Below are 16,072 nucleotides of genomic sequence, written 5' to 3' on the forward strand. Positions count from 1 at the left end.
ATGATTCCCTCGCAATTATCAGTTTAAAATTTTTCGTGCATTGGCAAACAGACGGTACCAGCCGGACATTTCCGGCCAGTCACGCGGAGCCCAGCTCATTTGCGCTGTCTGGAATACCCGTTCAGGATGCGGCATCATAATGGTGACGCGGCCGTCCGTACTGCTGACACCGGCAATACCGGCCGGAGAGCCATTCGGATTGAGCGGATATATATCCGTTACCTGATTCTGACCATCAATATACTGGAGTGCAACAGAAAGATCTGCCGGTATGGCGTCATTGGTCAGATGAGCAAAATCTGCTCGTCCTTCACCATGACTCACTACTACCGGTAAACTACTTCCGACCATATCAGCCAGAATTAATGATGAGGAAGCCGGAATAGTGACCATACTCAGGCGAGCTTCAAACTGTTCGGAAATATTGCGCCGAAAGCGTGGCCAGTTATCTGCACCCGGGATGATTTCAGCCAGATTGCTGAGCATCTGACAGCCGTTACACACGCCTAGTGTCAGTGTATCCTGTCTGTCAAAGAATTCTGCAAACTGTTGTCGCAGTTGTTCATTAAATAGGATACTTTTTGCCCATCCTTCTCCGGCGCCTAGTACATCACCATAGCTGAATCCGCCACAGGCAGCCAGCAGTTGAAAATCACTTAATTTAACCCGTCCGCTTAGTAAATCACTCATATGAACATCGTAAGTTTCGAAATTAGCGCGGGTAAATGCAGCCGCCATTTCTAATTGTCCGTTAACGCCTTGTTCACGAAGAATGGCAACTTTAGGCTGCTGATGTCGATGAATATAAGGTAAAGCAATATCTTCTTCCGGATTAAAGCTCAGGCTGGCAAATAATTCTGACATCTGTTCCTGCTCCAGTAAGGCAAATTCACTGTCTGCACAGCAAGGATTATCGCGTAAGCGTTGCATTTGATAACTGGTTTCACTCCACCTCTTTTGCAATTCAACCCGGTTTTCATTGAGTAAAACAGTATTACCATGCTGAACCATTAACCGGTCAGTTGTATTGATGTGACCAAGCACATGTAAAGTTTCAGCCATGCCGGCAGAGGCAAAAGCATTCTGAATGCTGGCAAGGTCATCATTGTGTATCTGAATAACCGCACCAAGCTCTTCTGTAAACAGACTGCGTACAGCGGCATCTTGCAGCTTCTGATTCTGGCTGTGCTTATTGGTTTGCCGGATGAGAGATGCAATATCAATAGTCACCCCGATATGGGCAGCAAACATCATTTCAGCCAGTGTTACTACCAATCCGCCATCACTGCGGTCATGATAGGCCAGAATTTTATGTTCCTGAATCAATGACTGAATAAGTGTGAAAAATTTAGAAATGATTTCGGGATTGCTGATATCCGGAGCTAAACCGCAGAGATTTTTCCATACCTGCTGCAAAGCACTTCCACCCATTCGGCTGTATCCTTGACCGAGGTCAATGGCCAGCAGGGTAGTATCTGCAATATTCTGTAACTCTGGTGTCACTGTGTTGAGCACATTCTGAACCGGTGCAAAGGCTGTGATGACAGCGGATAAAGGCGAAACTACCCTTTTTTCTTCACCGGCATCATGCCAGCGTGTTTGCATTGATAATGAATCTTTGCCTACAGGTATACTGATTTGCAGTTTCTGGCACAGTTCGGATACGGCTTTGACAGTCTCATACAGACGGGCATCTTCTCCGGCAAAACCACAGGCAGCCATCCAGTTGGCAGAAAGTTTAATTTTGCCCATTTCTCCGATGTCTGTGGCAGCAATATTGGTTAATGCTTCACCAACTGCCATACGCCCTGAGGCTGCACCGGAAAATAAGGCTACAGGTGATTTTTCACCCATACTCATGGCTTCGCCACGTAAGGTATTAAAGCCCATTTTGGTTACGGCAACGTCTGCAACCGGTGTCTGATATCTTCCAATCATCTGATCGCGATGCGTGAGGCCGCCAACACTGCGGTCGCCAATAGTAATCAGAAATTGTTTGCTGGCTACAGCAGGCAGACCTAATACTCTGTACAGACTTTCACGAATATCCAGTTTACTTCCGTCAAAAGGAGGAATCTCTTCAATAACGGCAGAATCTGTACGGGTCACTTTAGGTGGTTTGCCCAGTAACACGTCCAGAGGAATATCTACCGGGTTGTTATTGAATAATTCATCACGTAATTGTAGCTGGCCATCATCAGTAGCTGTGCCGACAACAGCAAACGGACAACGTTCACGCTGGCATATGGACTGAAATATTTCCAGATTTTCAGGCTGTACTGCCAAAACATAGCGTTCCTGAGCTTCATTACACCAAATCTGCAACGGATTAAGGCCGTGTTCTTCAAGTGGTATGCGGCGTAACTGAAAGATTGCCCCGCGGCCGGCATCGTTGACCAGCTCCGGAAAAGCGTTAGATAAACCACCTGCACCAACATCATGGATGGATATAATCGGATTTTCTGAGCCAAGTTGCCAGCAGCGGTCAATAACTTCCTGTGCGCGCCGCTCAATTTCAGGATTACCACGCTGCACTGAGTCGAAATCCAGATCAGCATGATTTGCTCCGGTACTCATACTGGAGGCTGCTCCGCCGCCCAGCCCGATCAGTAAGCCCGGTCCGCCCAGCTGAATAAGTAATGCACCTGCAGGAATATTGTCTTTGAAAACCTGCTGAGCCTGTATATTACCTAGTCCGCCTGCAATCATAATAGGTTTATGAAAGCCGCGCATAGTACCACTGAATAATTCTTCAAAGGTACGGAAATAGCCGAGCAAATTAGGACGACCAAATTCATTATTAAAGGCCGCGCTACCGATCGGGCCATCCAGCATGATATCCAGCGCACTGCTGATATGTGCTGGCTTACCGTACTGATTACGTGTAGTTGTATATTGTTCCCATGGCTGAGTAAATTCGGGAATACAAAGATTAGAAACACTGAAACCACTTAAACCCGCTTTAGGACGTGCGCCTTTTCCTGTAGCGCCTTCATCACGGATTTCCCCACCAGAGCCGGTTGCAGCGCCGGCAAAAGGTGCGATAGCGGTAGGGTGGTTATGGGTTTCCACCTTCATCAGAATATGTGTTTCTTCAGTGCTGAATTGATATTTCTGCTGTTGATTTGCCTGTGGGTAAAAGCGTTCTATACTGGCACCGGCAATGATTGATGAATTGTCTTTGTAAGCGACCAGTGTACCTTCAGGATACGCCTGATGCGTAGCCCGAATCATGCCAAATAGGGATTCAGGTTTGGCTTCATCATCAACAATAAATTTGGCATTAAATATTTTGTGTCGACAATGTTCTGAGTTTGCCTGAGCAAACATCATCAGTTCTACATCGGTAGGATTACGTTGCAGTTGCTGATAATTTTCAACCAGATAATCTATTTCATCTGCGGATAATGCCAGCCCCATTTGCTGGTTAGCTGCTTGCAGAGCTGTTTTGCCATTTGCCAGTATGTCAATACTGGTAAAACTTTTTGCCGCAGTTGTGTGAAACAGTTGTGCAGCGTCCGCTACAGCAGTTAGTACACTTTCTGTCATGCGGTCGTGTAGTATGGTTTGCCAGCTATCCTGTTCCTGCTGACTAAGCTCGCGCGAAAATGAATACAGGATGCCGCGCTCAATGCGCTCAATTACGTTTAGTCCGCAATTGTGTGCAATATCGGTTGCTTTGGATGCCCACGGTGAAATAGTGCCCAGACGGGGTGTAACCAATAATTGCGTGCCTGTCAGAGTATTGCTGTTCTGATGGGTAGCACGTAAAAGTTGAAGCAGTTTTTGCTGTTGACCAGAATCAAGTTCGGTGGCTGAAGCCACAAAATAGCGATATTCGCTGTTTATCTGAATATTACAATCCAGTTGTAATCTGGCTGCCTGCTGTAACAATTTTTCGATACGAAACGGGGATAGTGCGGCCTCGCCGCACAGTGACAGAACAACTGACATGATGAGAGTAGCTCACTTTAGTAGTGGGTTTTGGCTGAAACGCAATTTTACGCGAAAAATAAGTGCTTTGCTTAAATTTATGTTATTAAATCATGGTAGTTTGAGTTTCAGATAAGGATATGGTAGTTTTTAGCACTGTGGATACAGTAAAAAGGAACATGGCGGCATGAAAAAAATTGAAGCAATTGTTAAACCGTTTAAGCTGGATGATGTACGTGAAGCTTTGTCTGATGTAGGTTTCAGCGGAATGACTGTGTCTGAGGTAAAAGGTTTTGGTCGGCAGAAAGGACATACAGAAATTTATCGCGGCGCTGAATATGCAGTAGATTTTCTACCCAAGGTAAAAATTGAGCTGGTATTACCGGATGACAGAGTAGAACAGGCGATTGAGGTAATTATTGCCGCTGCTCATTCCGGCAAAATCGGAGATGGTAAAATTTTTGTATTGCCGGTAGAAAGCGCTATTCGTATTCGAACTGGAGAGCGGGACGATACGGCAATTTAAAAAAAATAGTCAGAATAAATAGAAAACCGTCTGAGAATAGCAGTAATAACATAACTCAAGTATGTTAGTACAATATTTTAGTACGGTTTTCTTATCTTTAAGATATTAGCTTGGCTTTTTACCAAATTGCCACAGAGTGAACATAATAGTCGCAGCAATAAAAAATTTAAGTAAATCAAAACCGGCAAATGGCAGATAGCCTAATTGCAATGCATGATAAATACTGGTATGCAAATAAAAAGCCAGATAAAAAACACCAAAGACAAATATAACCTGATGAGCAAGTGCAAAGGCGCATAATCCGCTGAAAAAATGTCGGTCATAGCCTCTTTCAGCAGCCCAGCCGGCGATATACGCACTAAATATGAAACCGTACAGATAACCTGCAGAGGCTGATACCAATACATTTATTCCGCCATGCCCACCCGCAAAAAAGGGCAGACCGCAGGCGCCGAGCAGTAAATATTCAAGTATGGCTAATACAGCAAGCTTCCGCCCTAAAAATGCACCGAGCAGTAAAACTGCCAGCGATTGCAGCGATAAAGGGACGGGGTGCAGAGGAATGCTTATATTGGCTGATATAGCCATTAATAATGCAGCTAATGTAGTAGCAAGTAATTGGTGCGACCACTGGGTTAACCTATAGTGCTGTAAAAGATAAGGCTGATAGGTTCGCGATAAAATTGAGGTCATGGATTGGTTATATTTAGTTGAATATCAGGGAGAAAAAAAGAGGTTCGCAATTAATAAAAAAGCGGCCGAAGCCGCTTGAATATAAAATTACAATACGTAACGAGCCAGATCCTCACGTTCAGCTATATCCTGTAAACGCGCATCAACGTAAGCTGCATCGATGGTTATATCGCCGGCAGGCGCATCAAAGGAAACTTCTTCAAGTAATTTTTCCATAACCGTATGCAATCGGCGTGCTCCAATATTTTCGGTTTTTTCATTAACCTGAAAAGCGATTTCAGCAATACGGGCAATGCCGTCATCAGTAAATTGCAGATTGACATCATCAGTAGCCAGTAAAGCAGAGTACTGTTCAGTCAAATTAGCGTGGGTCGTTGTCAGAATGGCTTTAAAGTCTTCTACACTCAGATTATCCAGCTCAACACGAATCGGAAAGCGCCCCTGTAATTCAGGGATTAGATCACTGGGTCGATTAAGATGAAATGCGCCAGATGCAATAAATAAAACATGATCAGTTTTAATCATGCCATACTTAGTTTGTACAGTTGTCCCTTCAACCAGAGGCAGTAAATCACGCTGCACACCCTGACGTGAAACATCTCCGCCATGGCGACTGCTGTCAGTAGCAATTTTATCGATTTCATCCAAAAATACGATGCCATTTTGTTCAACTGACTTAATTGCCTGTTCACGTAATTCTTCTTCGCTTACCAGTTTAGCTGCTTCTTCATCCAGCAGTAATTTCATGGCAGCGTTTACTTTCATTTTCTGAGCTTTGGTTTTACCATGTCCCATGCTGCTGAACATATCTTGCAACTGATTAGTGAAGTCTTCCATTCCCGGAGGACCCATAACAGACATGGTCGGAGAAGGACTAGCGGCAACCTCAATCTCGATTTCCTTATCGTCAAGCTCGCCTTTACGCAGCATCTGACGGAATTTCTGCCGGGTATGATTTTCCGGTTGAGCTTCCTGTGGCTCACCAGCAAAACCGACACTGCGTGGCGGAGGCAGCAGAGCATCCAGAATACGGTTTTCTGCGGCATCCTGAGCACGGTCGCGGTTTTTAGCGATTGTCTGGTTACGAATATTTTTCAGCGCAATTTCAATCAAATCGCGAATAATACTGTCAACATCACGGCCTACATAGCCTACTTCAGTAAATTTGGTAGCTTCTACCTTAATAAAAGGTGCGTTGGCCAGACGGGCAAGTCTGCGGGCTATTTCAGTTTTACCTACACCAGTAGGCCCGATCATCAGAATATTTTTCGGAACGATTTCGCTTTGTAAGGGTTCGGCAACGCGACTGCGGCGATACCGGTTTCTCAGCGCTACTGCTACTGCACGTTTAGCCTGGGTTTGCCCGATAATATGATTATCTAATTCATGAACGATTTCGCTCGGGGTCATTACAGATGTACTCATCTTGTTCCAATCTTGAGATATGACCGTTTTAAAATACAAATTAAACGGCCAATAAAATTACAAGGTTTCAATAGTGTGGCTCTGATTTGTGTAAATGCAGATGTCACCGGCAATCTCGAGGGACTTTTTAACTACCTCAGCCGGTTCAAGCTCGGTATTTTCCATTAATGCACGTGCTGCCGACTGGGCAAAAGCACCACCGGAACCAATAGCTGCAATGCTTTGTTCCGGTTCGAGCACATCACCATTTCCGGTAATTACCAGTGTGTTTTTTTTATCTGCCACAATTAACATTGCTTCCAGACGGCGTAATGCGCGATCGGTACGCCATTCTTTAGCCAGCTCAATTGCAGCCAGCATCAGTTTACCCTGATGTTTTTGCAATTTACTTTCAAATAGTTCTATCAGGGTAAATGCATCGGCGGTACCACCGGCAAACCCGGCCAGCACCTGATTGTTATACAGTTTGCGCACTTTGCGTGCAGTCCCTTTAATAATGGTATTACCCAGTGTCACTTGACCATCACCACCGATGGCGACGTTTTCACCGCGGCGAACGGAAATAATGGTTGTACCGTCGAATTGTTGCATGTCTCGTGATCCTTTGCTGACCAGCAGCCGGATAGCTGCCGGAGAAAATAACTGCATTTAAATAAGGGCAGTTAATACCGCTTTCAAGTTAAACTATTATTTATTTTGATTTATTAATAACTTAACTTCAATTTTAGCTGGTTAAGGATGTAAATTGGGCATGGAAGTTACTATTTTTACACATATACAAAAACGGCAACCTTTCGGTTGCCGTTTTGCCAAACACAATCAATTATTTTTTATTTTTATATACTTTTTTGGTGGTTACAGTTTTGGTAGTTTTAACAGTTTTGGTGTTAGCCGGAGCTGCTACTGCTACTGTATTATCTACTACGCAGTTTTGGGTAACGATTTGCGGATCAATTTTTTCCACACCGTTAACAACACGTTTAACTGGCTGTAACAAACCAAGAGCACTTACTTTATCAACAGTATCACTGGTAGCAATAGCTGTTCTCCAGGTAATGCCTTCAGGAGAAACGAAAGTATTGTAATTAACATCACGTGGATCACGCATCATTACTGGAGAAAGCTGGTCCTGATATTTTACCTGAGCAGCCACGACGTTCTGGCCTTGCAATCCATACATTGCACTCAAACGGGTTTTAGCTGCACCGGTACCACAGAGATAAAATACTTCTTTACTACCGTCGATATTTGTAGTGTTTCTGTCAGGTACTGCAGATACTGCAGTACCTGCAGGTGCAGGCGTTTGTACAGCAGGTGCATTATGATGATTTTTAGAAGCGCAGCCAGTTAAAACAAGCATTAACAATACAGCAGGAACAAAAACTTTTTTCATGATAACTCCTTAAATGTTTGTGAATAAAATTTTAAATAACATAAACCATCATACTTGGCTTAGGTAAAGATGCAATAGATCTATCTTAGTCTTTTTTTAGCTAATGTAGGGTGGGATTAAAAAAACTAATTAAATGTTATTGTTATTATGTTAATAATAACGAAATTAAAAACGCTGTACAACACAATGTTTTAAGAGGGATATTTATTTTCTGAGCCCAATATTTAAAGATTATGGCCATTAAATTGACTATAATTAATTTTCAATATTTAACTTTATTTCACTTGGTATCTGTACCACGCTCCTGTTATTAAAATTGAAAGCAGTCAGGCTGCCACCCCAAAGAGCACCGGTATCCACACACACAACATTATCAGCCTGATATAAACCTAATGCTGACCAGTGACCGAATAGAATAGTTTTATCAGTATTTTGCCGGTTTGGTGCTTTAAACCAGGGTAAATAATGAGCCGGTAAATTAGTGAGCATCCCTTTATAATCAAAATCCATTGCTCCATCATCAGTCAGTGCACGCATCCGGGTAAAGCTATTAGTGATAAAACGCAATCTCTCATCGCCACTGAGATTATTGTTCCAGCGAACAGGTTTATTGCCATACATTTGGGAAAAAAATTGTTCCGGAGTATTTTGCAATACGGTTTCCACTTCCTGAGCCAGTAGCTGTGCCTGATCGCATGTCCATTCCGGCCAGATCCCTGCATGTACCATGACATAATTGTCCTGCTGGCGATATAAAGGCTGTCGGAGTAACCAGTCAATTAATTGTTTTCTGTCGGGCGCATTCAGAATGTCACTAATTGTATCTGCACGTTTGAGTTTGCCATAACCATAATGCAGTGCAAGTAAATGTAAGTCATGATTTCCCAGAATAGTCTGCATACAGCCATCATGCTGTTTTACCAGACGCAATGTGGCCAGTGATTGTGGACCCCGGTTTACCAGATCTCCGGTAAGCCATAAGGTATCAGTACCGGGATTAAAATTCAGTTTATCCAGCAGTTTTTTAAACTCTGTCAGACATCCCTGTAAATCACCAATCACATACTGTGCCATATTTATCTCCTGAGAAATCGGGATAAAGCTAATCAAACTGGTTTGTGCCGATTAGTCTTTTTACTTGTCTAGTACCAGAATGGCTTCAGCTTCAACCAGAGCACCTTTAGGTAAAGCAGAAACTTCAACAGCAGCACGAGCTGGATAAGGAGTTGTAAAGTATTGCGCCATAATCTCATTAAACGTAGCAAAATTACTCAAATCAGTCAGATAGGCATTTACTTTTACCAAGTCATTCAGACTGCCTCCGGCAGCTTCTGCAACCGCCCGAAGATTTTTAAACACCTGATGTGTCTGTTCAGCAAAACCGCCATCAACGATTTGCATTGTTTCAGCTACTAACGGAATCTGACCGGAAAGATATACTGTATTGCCAGCACGCACTGCTTGTGAATAAGCACCGATAGCGGCCGGTGCTTTCTCAGTATGAATAATATTTTTTCCCATGTTTTTACTCCTTGGTATGAAAAGGGGTTATCAGTCTTTCAAAAATAAAGCCAGTAAATCGTTCAGAAAAGTACGTCCGAGTGCAGTCGGACGTAAGTTTAACGGATCTGCGTCCATTAAACCTCGCTCTACAGCCTGAGTAATCGCACATTGAATAGAGGTAACAGGCAAGCCGGTACGCTCTCTAAACCATGTAGTAGGAACTCCATCAGTTAATCTCAGAGCATTCAGCATAAATTCAAAAGGTAAATCCTGTGCAGAAATTTGCCGGCGGACAATAGCACACTGAGGTTGCTGCTGCATCGCTTGCAGATAATCTTTCGGATGCCTGCACCGAGTAGTGCGCTCAATTGCCTGAGCACTGGATATCTTACCATGAGCGCCAGCTCCGATACCGATATAATCGCCAAATTGCCAGTAGTTCAGATTATGCCGACATTGTTGCTGAGGGTGGGCGAAGGCAGACGTTTCATAATGATGAAAACCTGCCTGTGACAGTGATGTATGTACAGCTTCTTCTATATCAGCAATATGGTCATCATCTGGTAGCTTCGGAGGAGGTGAATGGGCAAAAGGTGTATTGGGCTCTAGTGTAAGCTGATAAGCGCTAATGTGCCTTACGCCAGTTGCAATTGCTGTATTAATATCTTCCTTTGCCTGTTCGACAGTTTGTCCTGGTAAGGCATACATCAAATCAATATTGAGTTTAGGAAACAGGATTAAGCCTGATTCAATGGCATTTAGCGCTTCTTTGCGGTTATGAATTCTTCCCAGTGCAGCCAGTTTGTCATTGGCAAAACTTTGTACTCCGATGGAAAGTCGGTTTATACCAGCTGCTGCATAGTCTGCAAAACGATCGCGTTCAAATGTGCCCGGATTGGCTTCAAGGGTAATTTCTGCTGTGGGTATCAGATTAACCCGTGCACGAATGCCGCTTAAGAGCTTTTCAAATGCAGATGCGGAAAACAGACTAGGTGTCCCTCCGCCGATAAAAATTGTGTGAACAGACCTACCCCAGAAATAAGGCAGTTCAGTTTCCAGATCAGTTAATAAGGCATCAATATACTTCTGCTCATCCAGTTCCTGCTTAAGCTGATGCGAATTGAAGTCGCAATACGGACATTTTCGAACACACCATGGAATATGAATATACAGAGATAGTGGCGGTAAACTGGTCAAAACTGGCGTAATAGAATGCGGTATTTGCAGAGAAACGGGAAACTCAGACATGAGTATTCAGGCCATACTGCTGACGCAGTTTATCCATTAAAATATTTAATGCCTGAGCACGATGACTTATCCGGTTTTTTTCTTCCTGACTCATTTGTGCTGCAGTCAGTTTATGGTCTGGAACATAAAAATGCGGATCGTATCCAAAACCATTGCTTCCTGCAGCAGAGGATTGCCACAACCCCGGCCAATTGGCTTCAGCAATTAATGGCTGCGGATCATCAGGATGACGCACCAGAACCAGTACACATACATAAAACACACTTTTGTCACCGCAATTGCGTAATTCATCATCCAGCTTGGTGTTATTGGCAGTATCTGATTTCGGTTCTGCACCTGCATAACGTGCTGAATGGACACCAGGTTTGCCATGCAGTGCATTGGCACAAATACCAGAATCATCGGCTAATGCCGGTAAGCCACTATAACGGCTGGCATGACGTGCTTTAGCGAGTGCATTTTCAACAAAGGTAACATAAGGTTCCGGGCACTCAGAAATATTAAATTCAGACTGCGGAACAACTTCGATATTTAAAGATTTAAACAGGCGGCTGAATTCAGCCAGCTTGCCCTGATTATTACTGGCAAGAACAATTTTATTCATGGTTTGCATCATTTGAGGATAACACTTGATTAATTTGCCGGTATGCACGTTCACGCAAAGTAAACGCCAGCGCAGCAAATTGCCCCAGTACACTAATGAAAGCGAGTAAACAGCAGATTATCGCAATAGTGTGCTGTTGATGTACCCAATAATAACAGCCCAGCACAACCCAGCCAATAAACATAAATGTACATGAAGCCAGAATGAGTAATAAAAGTTTGAGTTTCGTCATTCGTGGGATATTTTAAAAATTAACCAATTGAATAGAGAAAGGTTGATTAATTAAATTAGTAAGAGTATATCTAAATTATTATCTATAATTTAAATAAAATAAATCGGTCTTAGCAATAAAAGATTCACTACATTTAAAAATAATCAATAATACACAATTCTCATCTTCTAATTTTAGCAAATTCCCCATTGAATTACGGAAAATAGTATTTTTAAATGAAGTCATAAAGCAAAATATATTTAGAATAGGTAATATCATTGAATGTGTAGGTAGTGCTTAAGAACAATGTAATCTTATTAGGATTCAGTTGCACGTTTCTTGCATTTGATCTTGTAAATAATCAATAACATTTTTGCAATTAAAACTATCAGAATAACTAATAATAGTTATCAATTATTAAATACTAAAATTTATTTAAAGCTTAATAATGGTTTTACGGTGTTGATTTTTAGTTAATTTAAGTTTTGATAAAATCTAATTATTTTAATGGTGAATGGAGTTAGTACTATCAATCCAAGAATAGCAATAACAAAGCAGCAGATACTGTACCATAATGGAAAACGTATATCTGCAAAAAAAATCGTTCCGAGAACAAGTGCTGCAATTTCTGTCATTGAAAGAAAACAATAAATAATAAGTAATTTTTTCATGTTTATCGTGTCAGAATCATTATTTTATATCTTAAGTGCCATTAATACTTATTGATACTTTCCTTTATAATCATGCAAATCTAAGTCCGTTGTTGACCAGTTTAACTAAGAATAAAGATAATTGCTTAACTAAATCAAAAAAAGCCTGCAATAAGCAGGCTTTTTTGATTAGCGCAATTGCTGGTCCAGTTGCTGAAGCCATTTTTTTGCATCTTTTCCAGTATAAGATGAGCCATCTTCGTTCGCCAGACTGACACGTGTGCCTCCGTCTTTCAATGGTACGGCCAATACAAATAGACGAGGCTGCTGTTTTGGCTGCTGTTGCTGCTCAGCTTTTTTACTGCGTCCGAACATACGCCCGAATAATCCCGGCTTTTTATTGGTAACAGAAGAGGCTTCAGCTGCAGCTACTTCAACCAGATAAGCATATTGACTCTGGTTTTCACCAATTACATTCAGACCAATACGATCCAGAGCCAGCGCAACACGTCGCCAGTTACGTTCCTGCGGGCCGAGCAGATAAATACTGTTGCCATCAATTTTAGCTAAGTTATTTTCATTCGGATCTAGTTTTTGAGCAGCTAACTGTTGCTGTACCTGTTTGGCGTCTGCACCAAGATATTGCATAAAGCGTGCAAGAAAAGCTGCTTCCAGCTCAGGCTCATTAGGTCTTGGCTGCCAAGCAGTGCTGTCACCATCTTTGCTGGTATAGACTTCTTTCATACCTTTCTGGCTGAAGAATACATCTGTACCGCCTTTACTGTTACGTTCCAGACGAATAGTGAACATATCCCGCTCGCCGCTGGAGTAAACACCACCCAGACCTACTTTTTCAAATATACCGCGAATCACATCAGATGGCAGTTTGGCACGGTTTTCCGCCCAGTTGGTTTGCATCAGACCAATAGATGGTTCTTCACGCTCGATGGTAAAGCCCTGTTCCTGCCAGAAAGCTCTGAGCAACGGCCATAATTCAGCAGCCTGTTTATTGTCGATAGTCAGCCAGCGAATACTTCCATCACGCTGAAAATGAATATTCGGTACCTGAGTCAGTACCTGTGCATTCGCGTTATTCTGAGTTTTGCCCGCTTTTTTGTTCATGTCACTGGCGCGTACAGCCCCATTAATCAGTGAACCACCGGGTGCACTGAAACGATTTCCCTGATTCGGATCAGTCAGATCTGGAGGTACATCCAGTCGAACAATTTTTTTATTGTCAGACTGATAATCCAGTTTAGGAAGATTTTCTTTTTTGCTGGCACAAGCGGCAAGACTGGCTGACAGCAATGTTAATGCAACGGTTTTACTTATATTCATATAGGCCACTTTCTGTGTGCATTATTATGGCAATGTTGGCTGTGTTAAATTAATTCGGCTTCCTGCATGGCGGCCAGTACCGTAGCCTGTCCGGCAGCAGTAAGTTCTGTAATGGGCAGGCGGCAAAACGGACTGATTTTACCCAGTTTAGACAGCGCCCATTTGGTTGGTGCAGGGCTTGGTTCACAGAAAAGATCACCATGCAGACGCTGTAATTTATCATTTAAAGCGCGTGCACCTGTAATATCTCCGCGCAAAGCTGCATGACACATATCTGCAAACAATTTCGGAGCAACATTAGCAGTAACGCTGATTACACCATGCCCGCCACACAGTAAAAATGCCAGAGCAGTAGGATCATCACCGGAATAAACTGCAAAATTTTCAGGTACGTGCTTAAACAAATAACATGCGCGGCCAATGTTGCCAGTGGCTTCTTTTATACCAACAATATTGTCAATTTCTGCCAGACGTAAAGCAGTGTCCGGTTGCATATCGGCAACAGTGCGACCCGGGACATTATACAAAATCATGGGGATACTGGTTGCTTCGGCAATAGTTTTAAAGTGGCGGTAGATACCTTCCTGATTCGGTTTGTTGTAGTAGGGTACTACAGACAAAGTCATATCAGCACCAGCCTGCTGAGCCTCCTGAGCCAGATAAATTGCTTCGTGAGTATTGTTGGCGCCAGTACCAGCAATCACTTTCACGCGTCCGGATACATGTTCTACAGCAGTTTTGATGACATTCAAATGCTCATCTACGCTGAGTGTGGCTGATTCACCGGTTGTTCCCACGGCGACAATGGCATCGGTTCCGGACTCGATATGCCAGTCAATAAGCTGTTTGTATTGTTCATAATCAATACTGCCATCTTCATGCATAGGCGTTACGATGGCAACCAGGCTGCCTGTCAACATAATTCTACCCTTTACAGGTGAGCTAAAAATGTGATGATTGTAGCGTATTTTTTGCTTACATGGAAAACTGCCGGTATTCAAACCACTTTTGATAAAAGTAGTTTGCTTGTGTTAAAGATTCTATTCCTCAATAGTTTGCTCTGGATTAAACAGTGCCGTATCGCTTAAAATACGCTGCTTTATATACATTTCACACATGCATAAAGCAAATAAGGAAGGATGACATGGCCGATAATTCCTCTGTTCGTAAGCAGAATGAACACTCTGATCTGGTCTATGGTCTGGAGGAAAAACCTCCTGTTTTAAATGGTTTGCTTAGTGCATTAACCCATTTACTCGCTCTTTTTGTCCCTATGGTGGCACCGGCTCTTGTGGTGGGCGGTGCGCTGAAACTGCCGGCTGACATGACTGCTTATCTGGTCTCAATGTCTATGGTGGCTTCAGGTGTAGGTACTTATATTCAGGTACACCGCTTTGGTGTTATTGGTTCGGGGCTGTTATCAATTCAATCAGTTAATTTTTCATTTGTCACTGTTATGATTGCGCTGGGGCTGGGCATGAAAGAAAGCGGGATGAATGAAAATACTATGATTTCAACTTTACTGGGCGTCTCATTCGTGGGCGCCTTTTTAGTAATCGGGGCATCATGGCTGTTACCTTTTCTGAAAAAAATCATCACACCTACTGTAAGCGGAGTTGTGGTATTGATGATAGGACTGAGCCTTATTCATGTCGGTATTACTGACTTTGGCGGTGGTCTTACTGCAAAAGCAAATCATACTTTTGGTTCATGGTCTAATCTTGCTCTGTCCACATTTGTACTGTTTACTGTATTGTTATTTAACTGTTTTAAAAATGCATGGTGGCGTATGGCCGGCATTGCGGTAGGTTTGATATCAGGTTATGTAATTGCTATTTTTATGGGAATTGTAGATTTTTCCAATCTGCACGATTTACCCTTAATTACAATACCGATTCCATTTAAATACGGCTTTGCTTTTGACTGGCATGCTTTTATGGTGGCCGGTACCATTTATCTTTTAAGTGTATTTGAAGCAGTAGGTGATTTAACTGCTACCGCCATGATTTCTAATCAGCCGGTAGATGGTCCGTCGTACACAAACCGTTTACGCGGCGGAGTAATGGCTGATGGTCTGGTATCCGTAATTGCTACAGCACTGGGTTCATTGCCGTTAACCACTTTTGCTCAGAATAATGGCGTAATTCAGATGACGGGAGTTGCTTCCCGGTATGTCGGTAAATATATTGCTGCTATTCTGATTATACTTGGCTTATTTCCATGGGTTGGTGCTATTTTTACCACTATTCCCAGTCCGGTTTTAGGTGGGGCAATGGTGGTTATGTTCGGTTTGATTGTCACCGCCGGTATCAGAATTATTATTACTGCTGGTATCCGACGCCGTGAAGCAGTTATCTGTGCTACATCACTGGGGCTTGGTCTGGGTGTGGCTTTTGAACCGGAAGTGTTTGCTCAGTTACCAATATTGTTTCAAAATCCGATTTGTATGGGCGGAATTGTAGCGATTATTCTAAATATAGTGTTGCCACATGATAAAAGTGAACCTGCTGTTTATTTAAGTGACGATATTCCACATTAATTAATATCT

At 42.7% G+C, this 16,072-nt stretch carries 14 protein-coding genes; 2 read left to right on the forward strand and 12 right to left on the reverse strand.

Features of this window, described 5'->3' with window-relative positions:
• Window positions 1-18: 18 nt before the first annotated feature.
• Window positions 19-3,954 carry a phosphoribosylformylglycinamidine synthase gene (gene purL / locus GY065_RS04040; RefSeq protein ID WP_174833153.1) on the reverse strand — a complete coding sequence of 1,312 codons (3,936 nt, stop codon included), beginning with the start codon at window positions 3,952-3,954 and terminating at the stop codon, window positions 19-21.
• Window positions 3,955-4,120: 166 nt separating this feature from the next.
• Between purL and GY065_RS04045 the strand changes: the two genes are divergently transcribed.
• Window positions 4,121-4,459 (forward strand): P-II family nitrogen regulator, encoded by a 339-nt coding sequence (locus tag GY065_RS04045; RefSeq protein WP_078475291.1) that lies wholly within the window; start codon window positions 4,121-4,123, stop codon window positions 4,457-4,459.
• Window positions 4,460-4,564: 105 nt separating this feature from the next.
• On the opposite strand, the gene GY065_RS04050 is transcribed toward GY065_RS04045, so the two are convergent.
• The 11 genes from GY065_RS04050 to dapA all read right to left on the reverse strand — a co-directional run bounded on the left by GY065_RS04050 (window position 4,565) and on the right by dapA (window position 14,444).
• Window positions 4,565-5,152 carry a biotin transporter BioY gene (locus GY065_RS04050; RefSeq protein ID WP_174833154.1) on the reverse strand — a complete coding sequence of 196 codons (588 nt, stop codon included), beginning with the start codon at window positions 5,150-5,152 and terminating at the stop codon, window positions 4,565-4,567.
• 87 nt (window positions 5,153-5,239) lie between these two features.
• Window positions 5,240-6,577, reverse strand: coding sequence for an ATP-dependent protease ATPase subunit HslU (hslU, locus tag GY065_RS04055; protein ID WP_174833155.1), 1,338 nt, complete (start codon window positions 6,575-6,577; stop codon window positions 5,240-5,242).
• A gap of 57 nt (window positions 6,578-6,634) precedes the next feature.
• Window positions 6,635-7,168, reverse strand: coding sequence for an ATP-dependent protease subunit HslV (hslV, locus tag GY065_RS04060; RefSeq protein WP_025330443.1), 534 nt, complete (start codon window positions 7,166-7,168; stop codon window positions 6,635-6,637).
• Between the two features lie 232 nt (window positions 7,169-7,400).
• Complete coding sequence (locus GY065_RS04065) at window positions 7,401-7,970, reverse strand: hypothetical protein (RefSeq protein WP_174833156.1); 570 nt, start codon at window positions 7,968-7,970, stop codon at window positions 7,401-7,403.
• A 255-nt stretch (window positions 7,971-8,225) separates the two neighbouring features.
• Window positions 8,226-9,044: a symmetrical bis(5'-nucleosyl)-tetraphosphatase gene (locus GY065_RS04070; protein WP_174833157.1), complete on the reverse strand. Its 819-nt coding sequence runs from the start codon at window positions 9,042-9,044 to the stop codon at window positions 8,226-8,228.
• Window positions 9,045-9,104: 60 nt separating this feature from the next.
• Entirely contained in the window at window positions 9,105-9,491 is a 387-nt protein-coding gene (locus tag GY065_RS04075; RefSeq protein ID WP_100125324.1) for a RidA family protein, read from the reverse strand.
• Window positions 9,492-9,521: 30 nt separating this feature from the next.
• The gene (hemW, locus tag GY065_RS04080) at window positions 9,522-10,721 is read right to left on the reverse strand and encodes a radical SAM family heme chaperone HemW (protein WP_174833158.1); all 1,200 of its coding nucleotides are present in this window, start codon (window positions 10,719-10,721) and stop codon (window positions 9,522-9,524) included.
• On the reverse strand, window positions 10,714-11,325 hold the full coding sequence (gene rdgB / locus GY065_RS04085; protein WP_174833159.1) for an RdgB/HAM1 family non-canonical purine NTP pyrophosphatase: 612 nt from the start codon (window positions 11,323-11,325) through the stop codon (window positions 10,714-10,716). Before rdgB ends, hemW begins: the two co-directional genes overlap by 8 nt.
• Window positions 11,318-11,557 (reverse strand): NGO_0222 family membrane protein, encoded by a 240-nt coding sequence (locus GY065_RS04090; protein WP_174833160.1) that lies wholly within the window; start codon window positions 11,555-11,557, stop codon window positions 11,318-11,320. The genes rdgB and GY065_RS04090 overlap by 8 nt, the downstream gene beginning before the upstream one ends.
• Before the next feature lie 818 nt (window positions 11,558-12,375).
• Window positions 12,376-13,524, reverse strand: coding sequence for an outer membrane protein assembly factor BamC (bamC, locus tag GY065_RS04095; protein WP_174833161.1), 1,149 nt, complete (start codon window positions 13,522-13,524; stop codon window positions 12,376-12,378).
• Between the two features lie 44 nt (window positions 13,525-13,568).
• Window positions 13,569-14,444, reverse strand: a complete 876-nt coding sequence (gene dapA, locus GY065_RS04100; RefSeq protein ID WP_174833162.1) for a 4-hydroxy-tetrahydrodipicolinate synthase — start codon at window positions 14,442-14,444, stop codon at window positions 13,569-13,571.
• A gap of 224 nt (window positions 14,445-14,668) precedes the next feature.
• On the opposite strand from dapA, the gene GY065_RS04105 reads away from it, so the two are divergent.
• Complete coding sequence (locus GY065_RS04105; RefSeq protein ID WP_037394020.1) at window positions 14,669-16,063, forward strand: nucleobase:cation symporter-2 family protein; 1,395 nt, start codon at window positions 14,669-14,671, stop codon at window positions 16,061-16,063.
• Window positions 16,064-16,072: the final 9 nt, after the last annotated feature.

The sequence above is a fragment of the Snodgrassella sp. ESL0323 genome (genome assembly GCF_013346865.1).
GTDB classification, from domain to species: domain Bacteria; phylum Pseudomonadota; class Gammaproteobacteria; order Burkholderiales; family Neisseriaceae; genus Snodgrassella; species Snodgrassella alvi.

Coding starts and splice junctions, on each gene's coding strand:
- purL (WP_174833153.1), bottom strand. CDS start 3,954: ATGTCAGTTGTTCTGTCACTGTGCGGCGAGGCCGCACTATCCCCGTTT.
- GY065_RS04045 (WP_078475291.1), top strand. CDS start 4,121: ATGAAAAAAATTGAAGCAATTGTTAAACCGTTTAAGCTGGATGATGTA.
- GY065_RS04050 (WP_174833154.1), bottom strand. CDS start 5,152: ATGACCTCAATTTTATCGCGAACCTATCAGCCTTATCTTTTACAGCAC.
- hslU (WP_174833155.1), bottom strand. CDS start 6,577: ATGAGTACATCTGTAATGACCCCGAGCGAAATCGTTCATGAATTAGAT.
- hslV (WP_025330443.1), bottom strand. CDS start 7,168: ATGCAACAATTCGACGGTACAACCATTATTTCCGTTCGCCGCGGTGAA.
- GY065_RS04065 (WP_174833156.1), bottom strand. CDS start 7,970: ATGAAAAAAGTTTTTGTTCCTGCTGTATTGTTAATGCTTGTTTTAACT.
- GY065_RS04070 (WP_174833157.1), bottom strand. CDS start 9,044: ATGGCACAGTATGTGATTGGTGATTTACAGGGATGTCTGACAGAGTTT.
- GY065_RS04075 (WP_100125324.1), bottom strand. CDS start 9,491: ATGGGAAAAAATATTATTCATACTGAGAAAGCACCGGCCGCTATCGGT.
- hemW (WP_174833158.1), bottom strand. CDS start 10,721: ATGTCTGAGTTTCCCGTTTCTCTGCAAATACCGCATTCTATTACGCCA.
- rdgB (WP_174833159.1), bottom strand. CDS start 11,325: ATGAATAAAATTGTTCTTGCCAGTAATAATCAGGGCAAGCTGGCTGAA.
- GY065_RS04090 (WP_174833160.1), bottom strand. CDS start 11,557: ATGACGAAACTCAAACTTTTATTACTCATTCTGGCTTCATGTACATTT.
- bamC (WP_174833161.1), bottom strand. CDS start 13,524: ATGAATATAAGTAAAACCGTTGCATTAACATTGCTGTCAGCCAGTCTT.
- dapA (WP_174833162.1), bottom strand. CDS start 14,444: ATGTTGACAGGCAGCCTGGTTGCCATCGTAACGCCTATGCATGAAGAT.
- GY065_RS04105 (WP_037394020.1), top strand. CDS start 14,669: ATGGCCGATAATTCCTCTGTTCGTAAGCAGAATGAACACTCTGATCTG.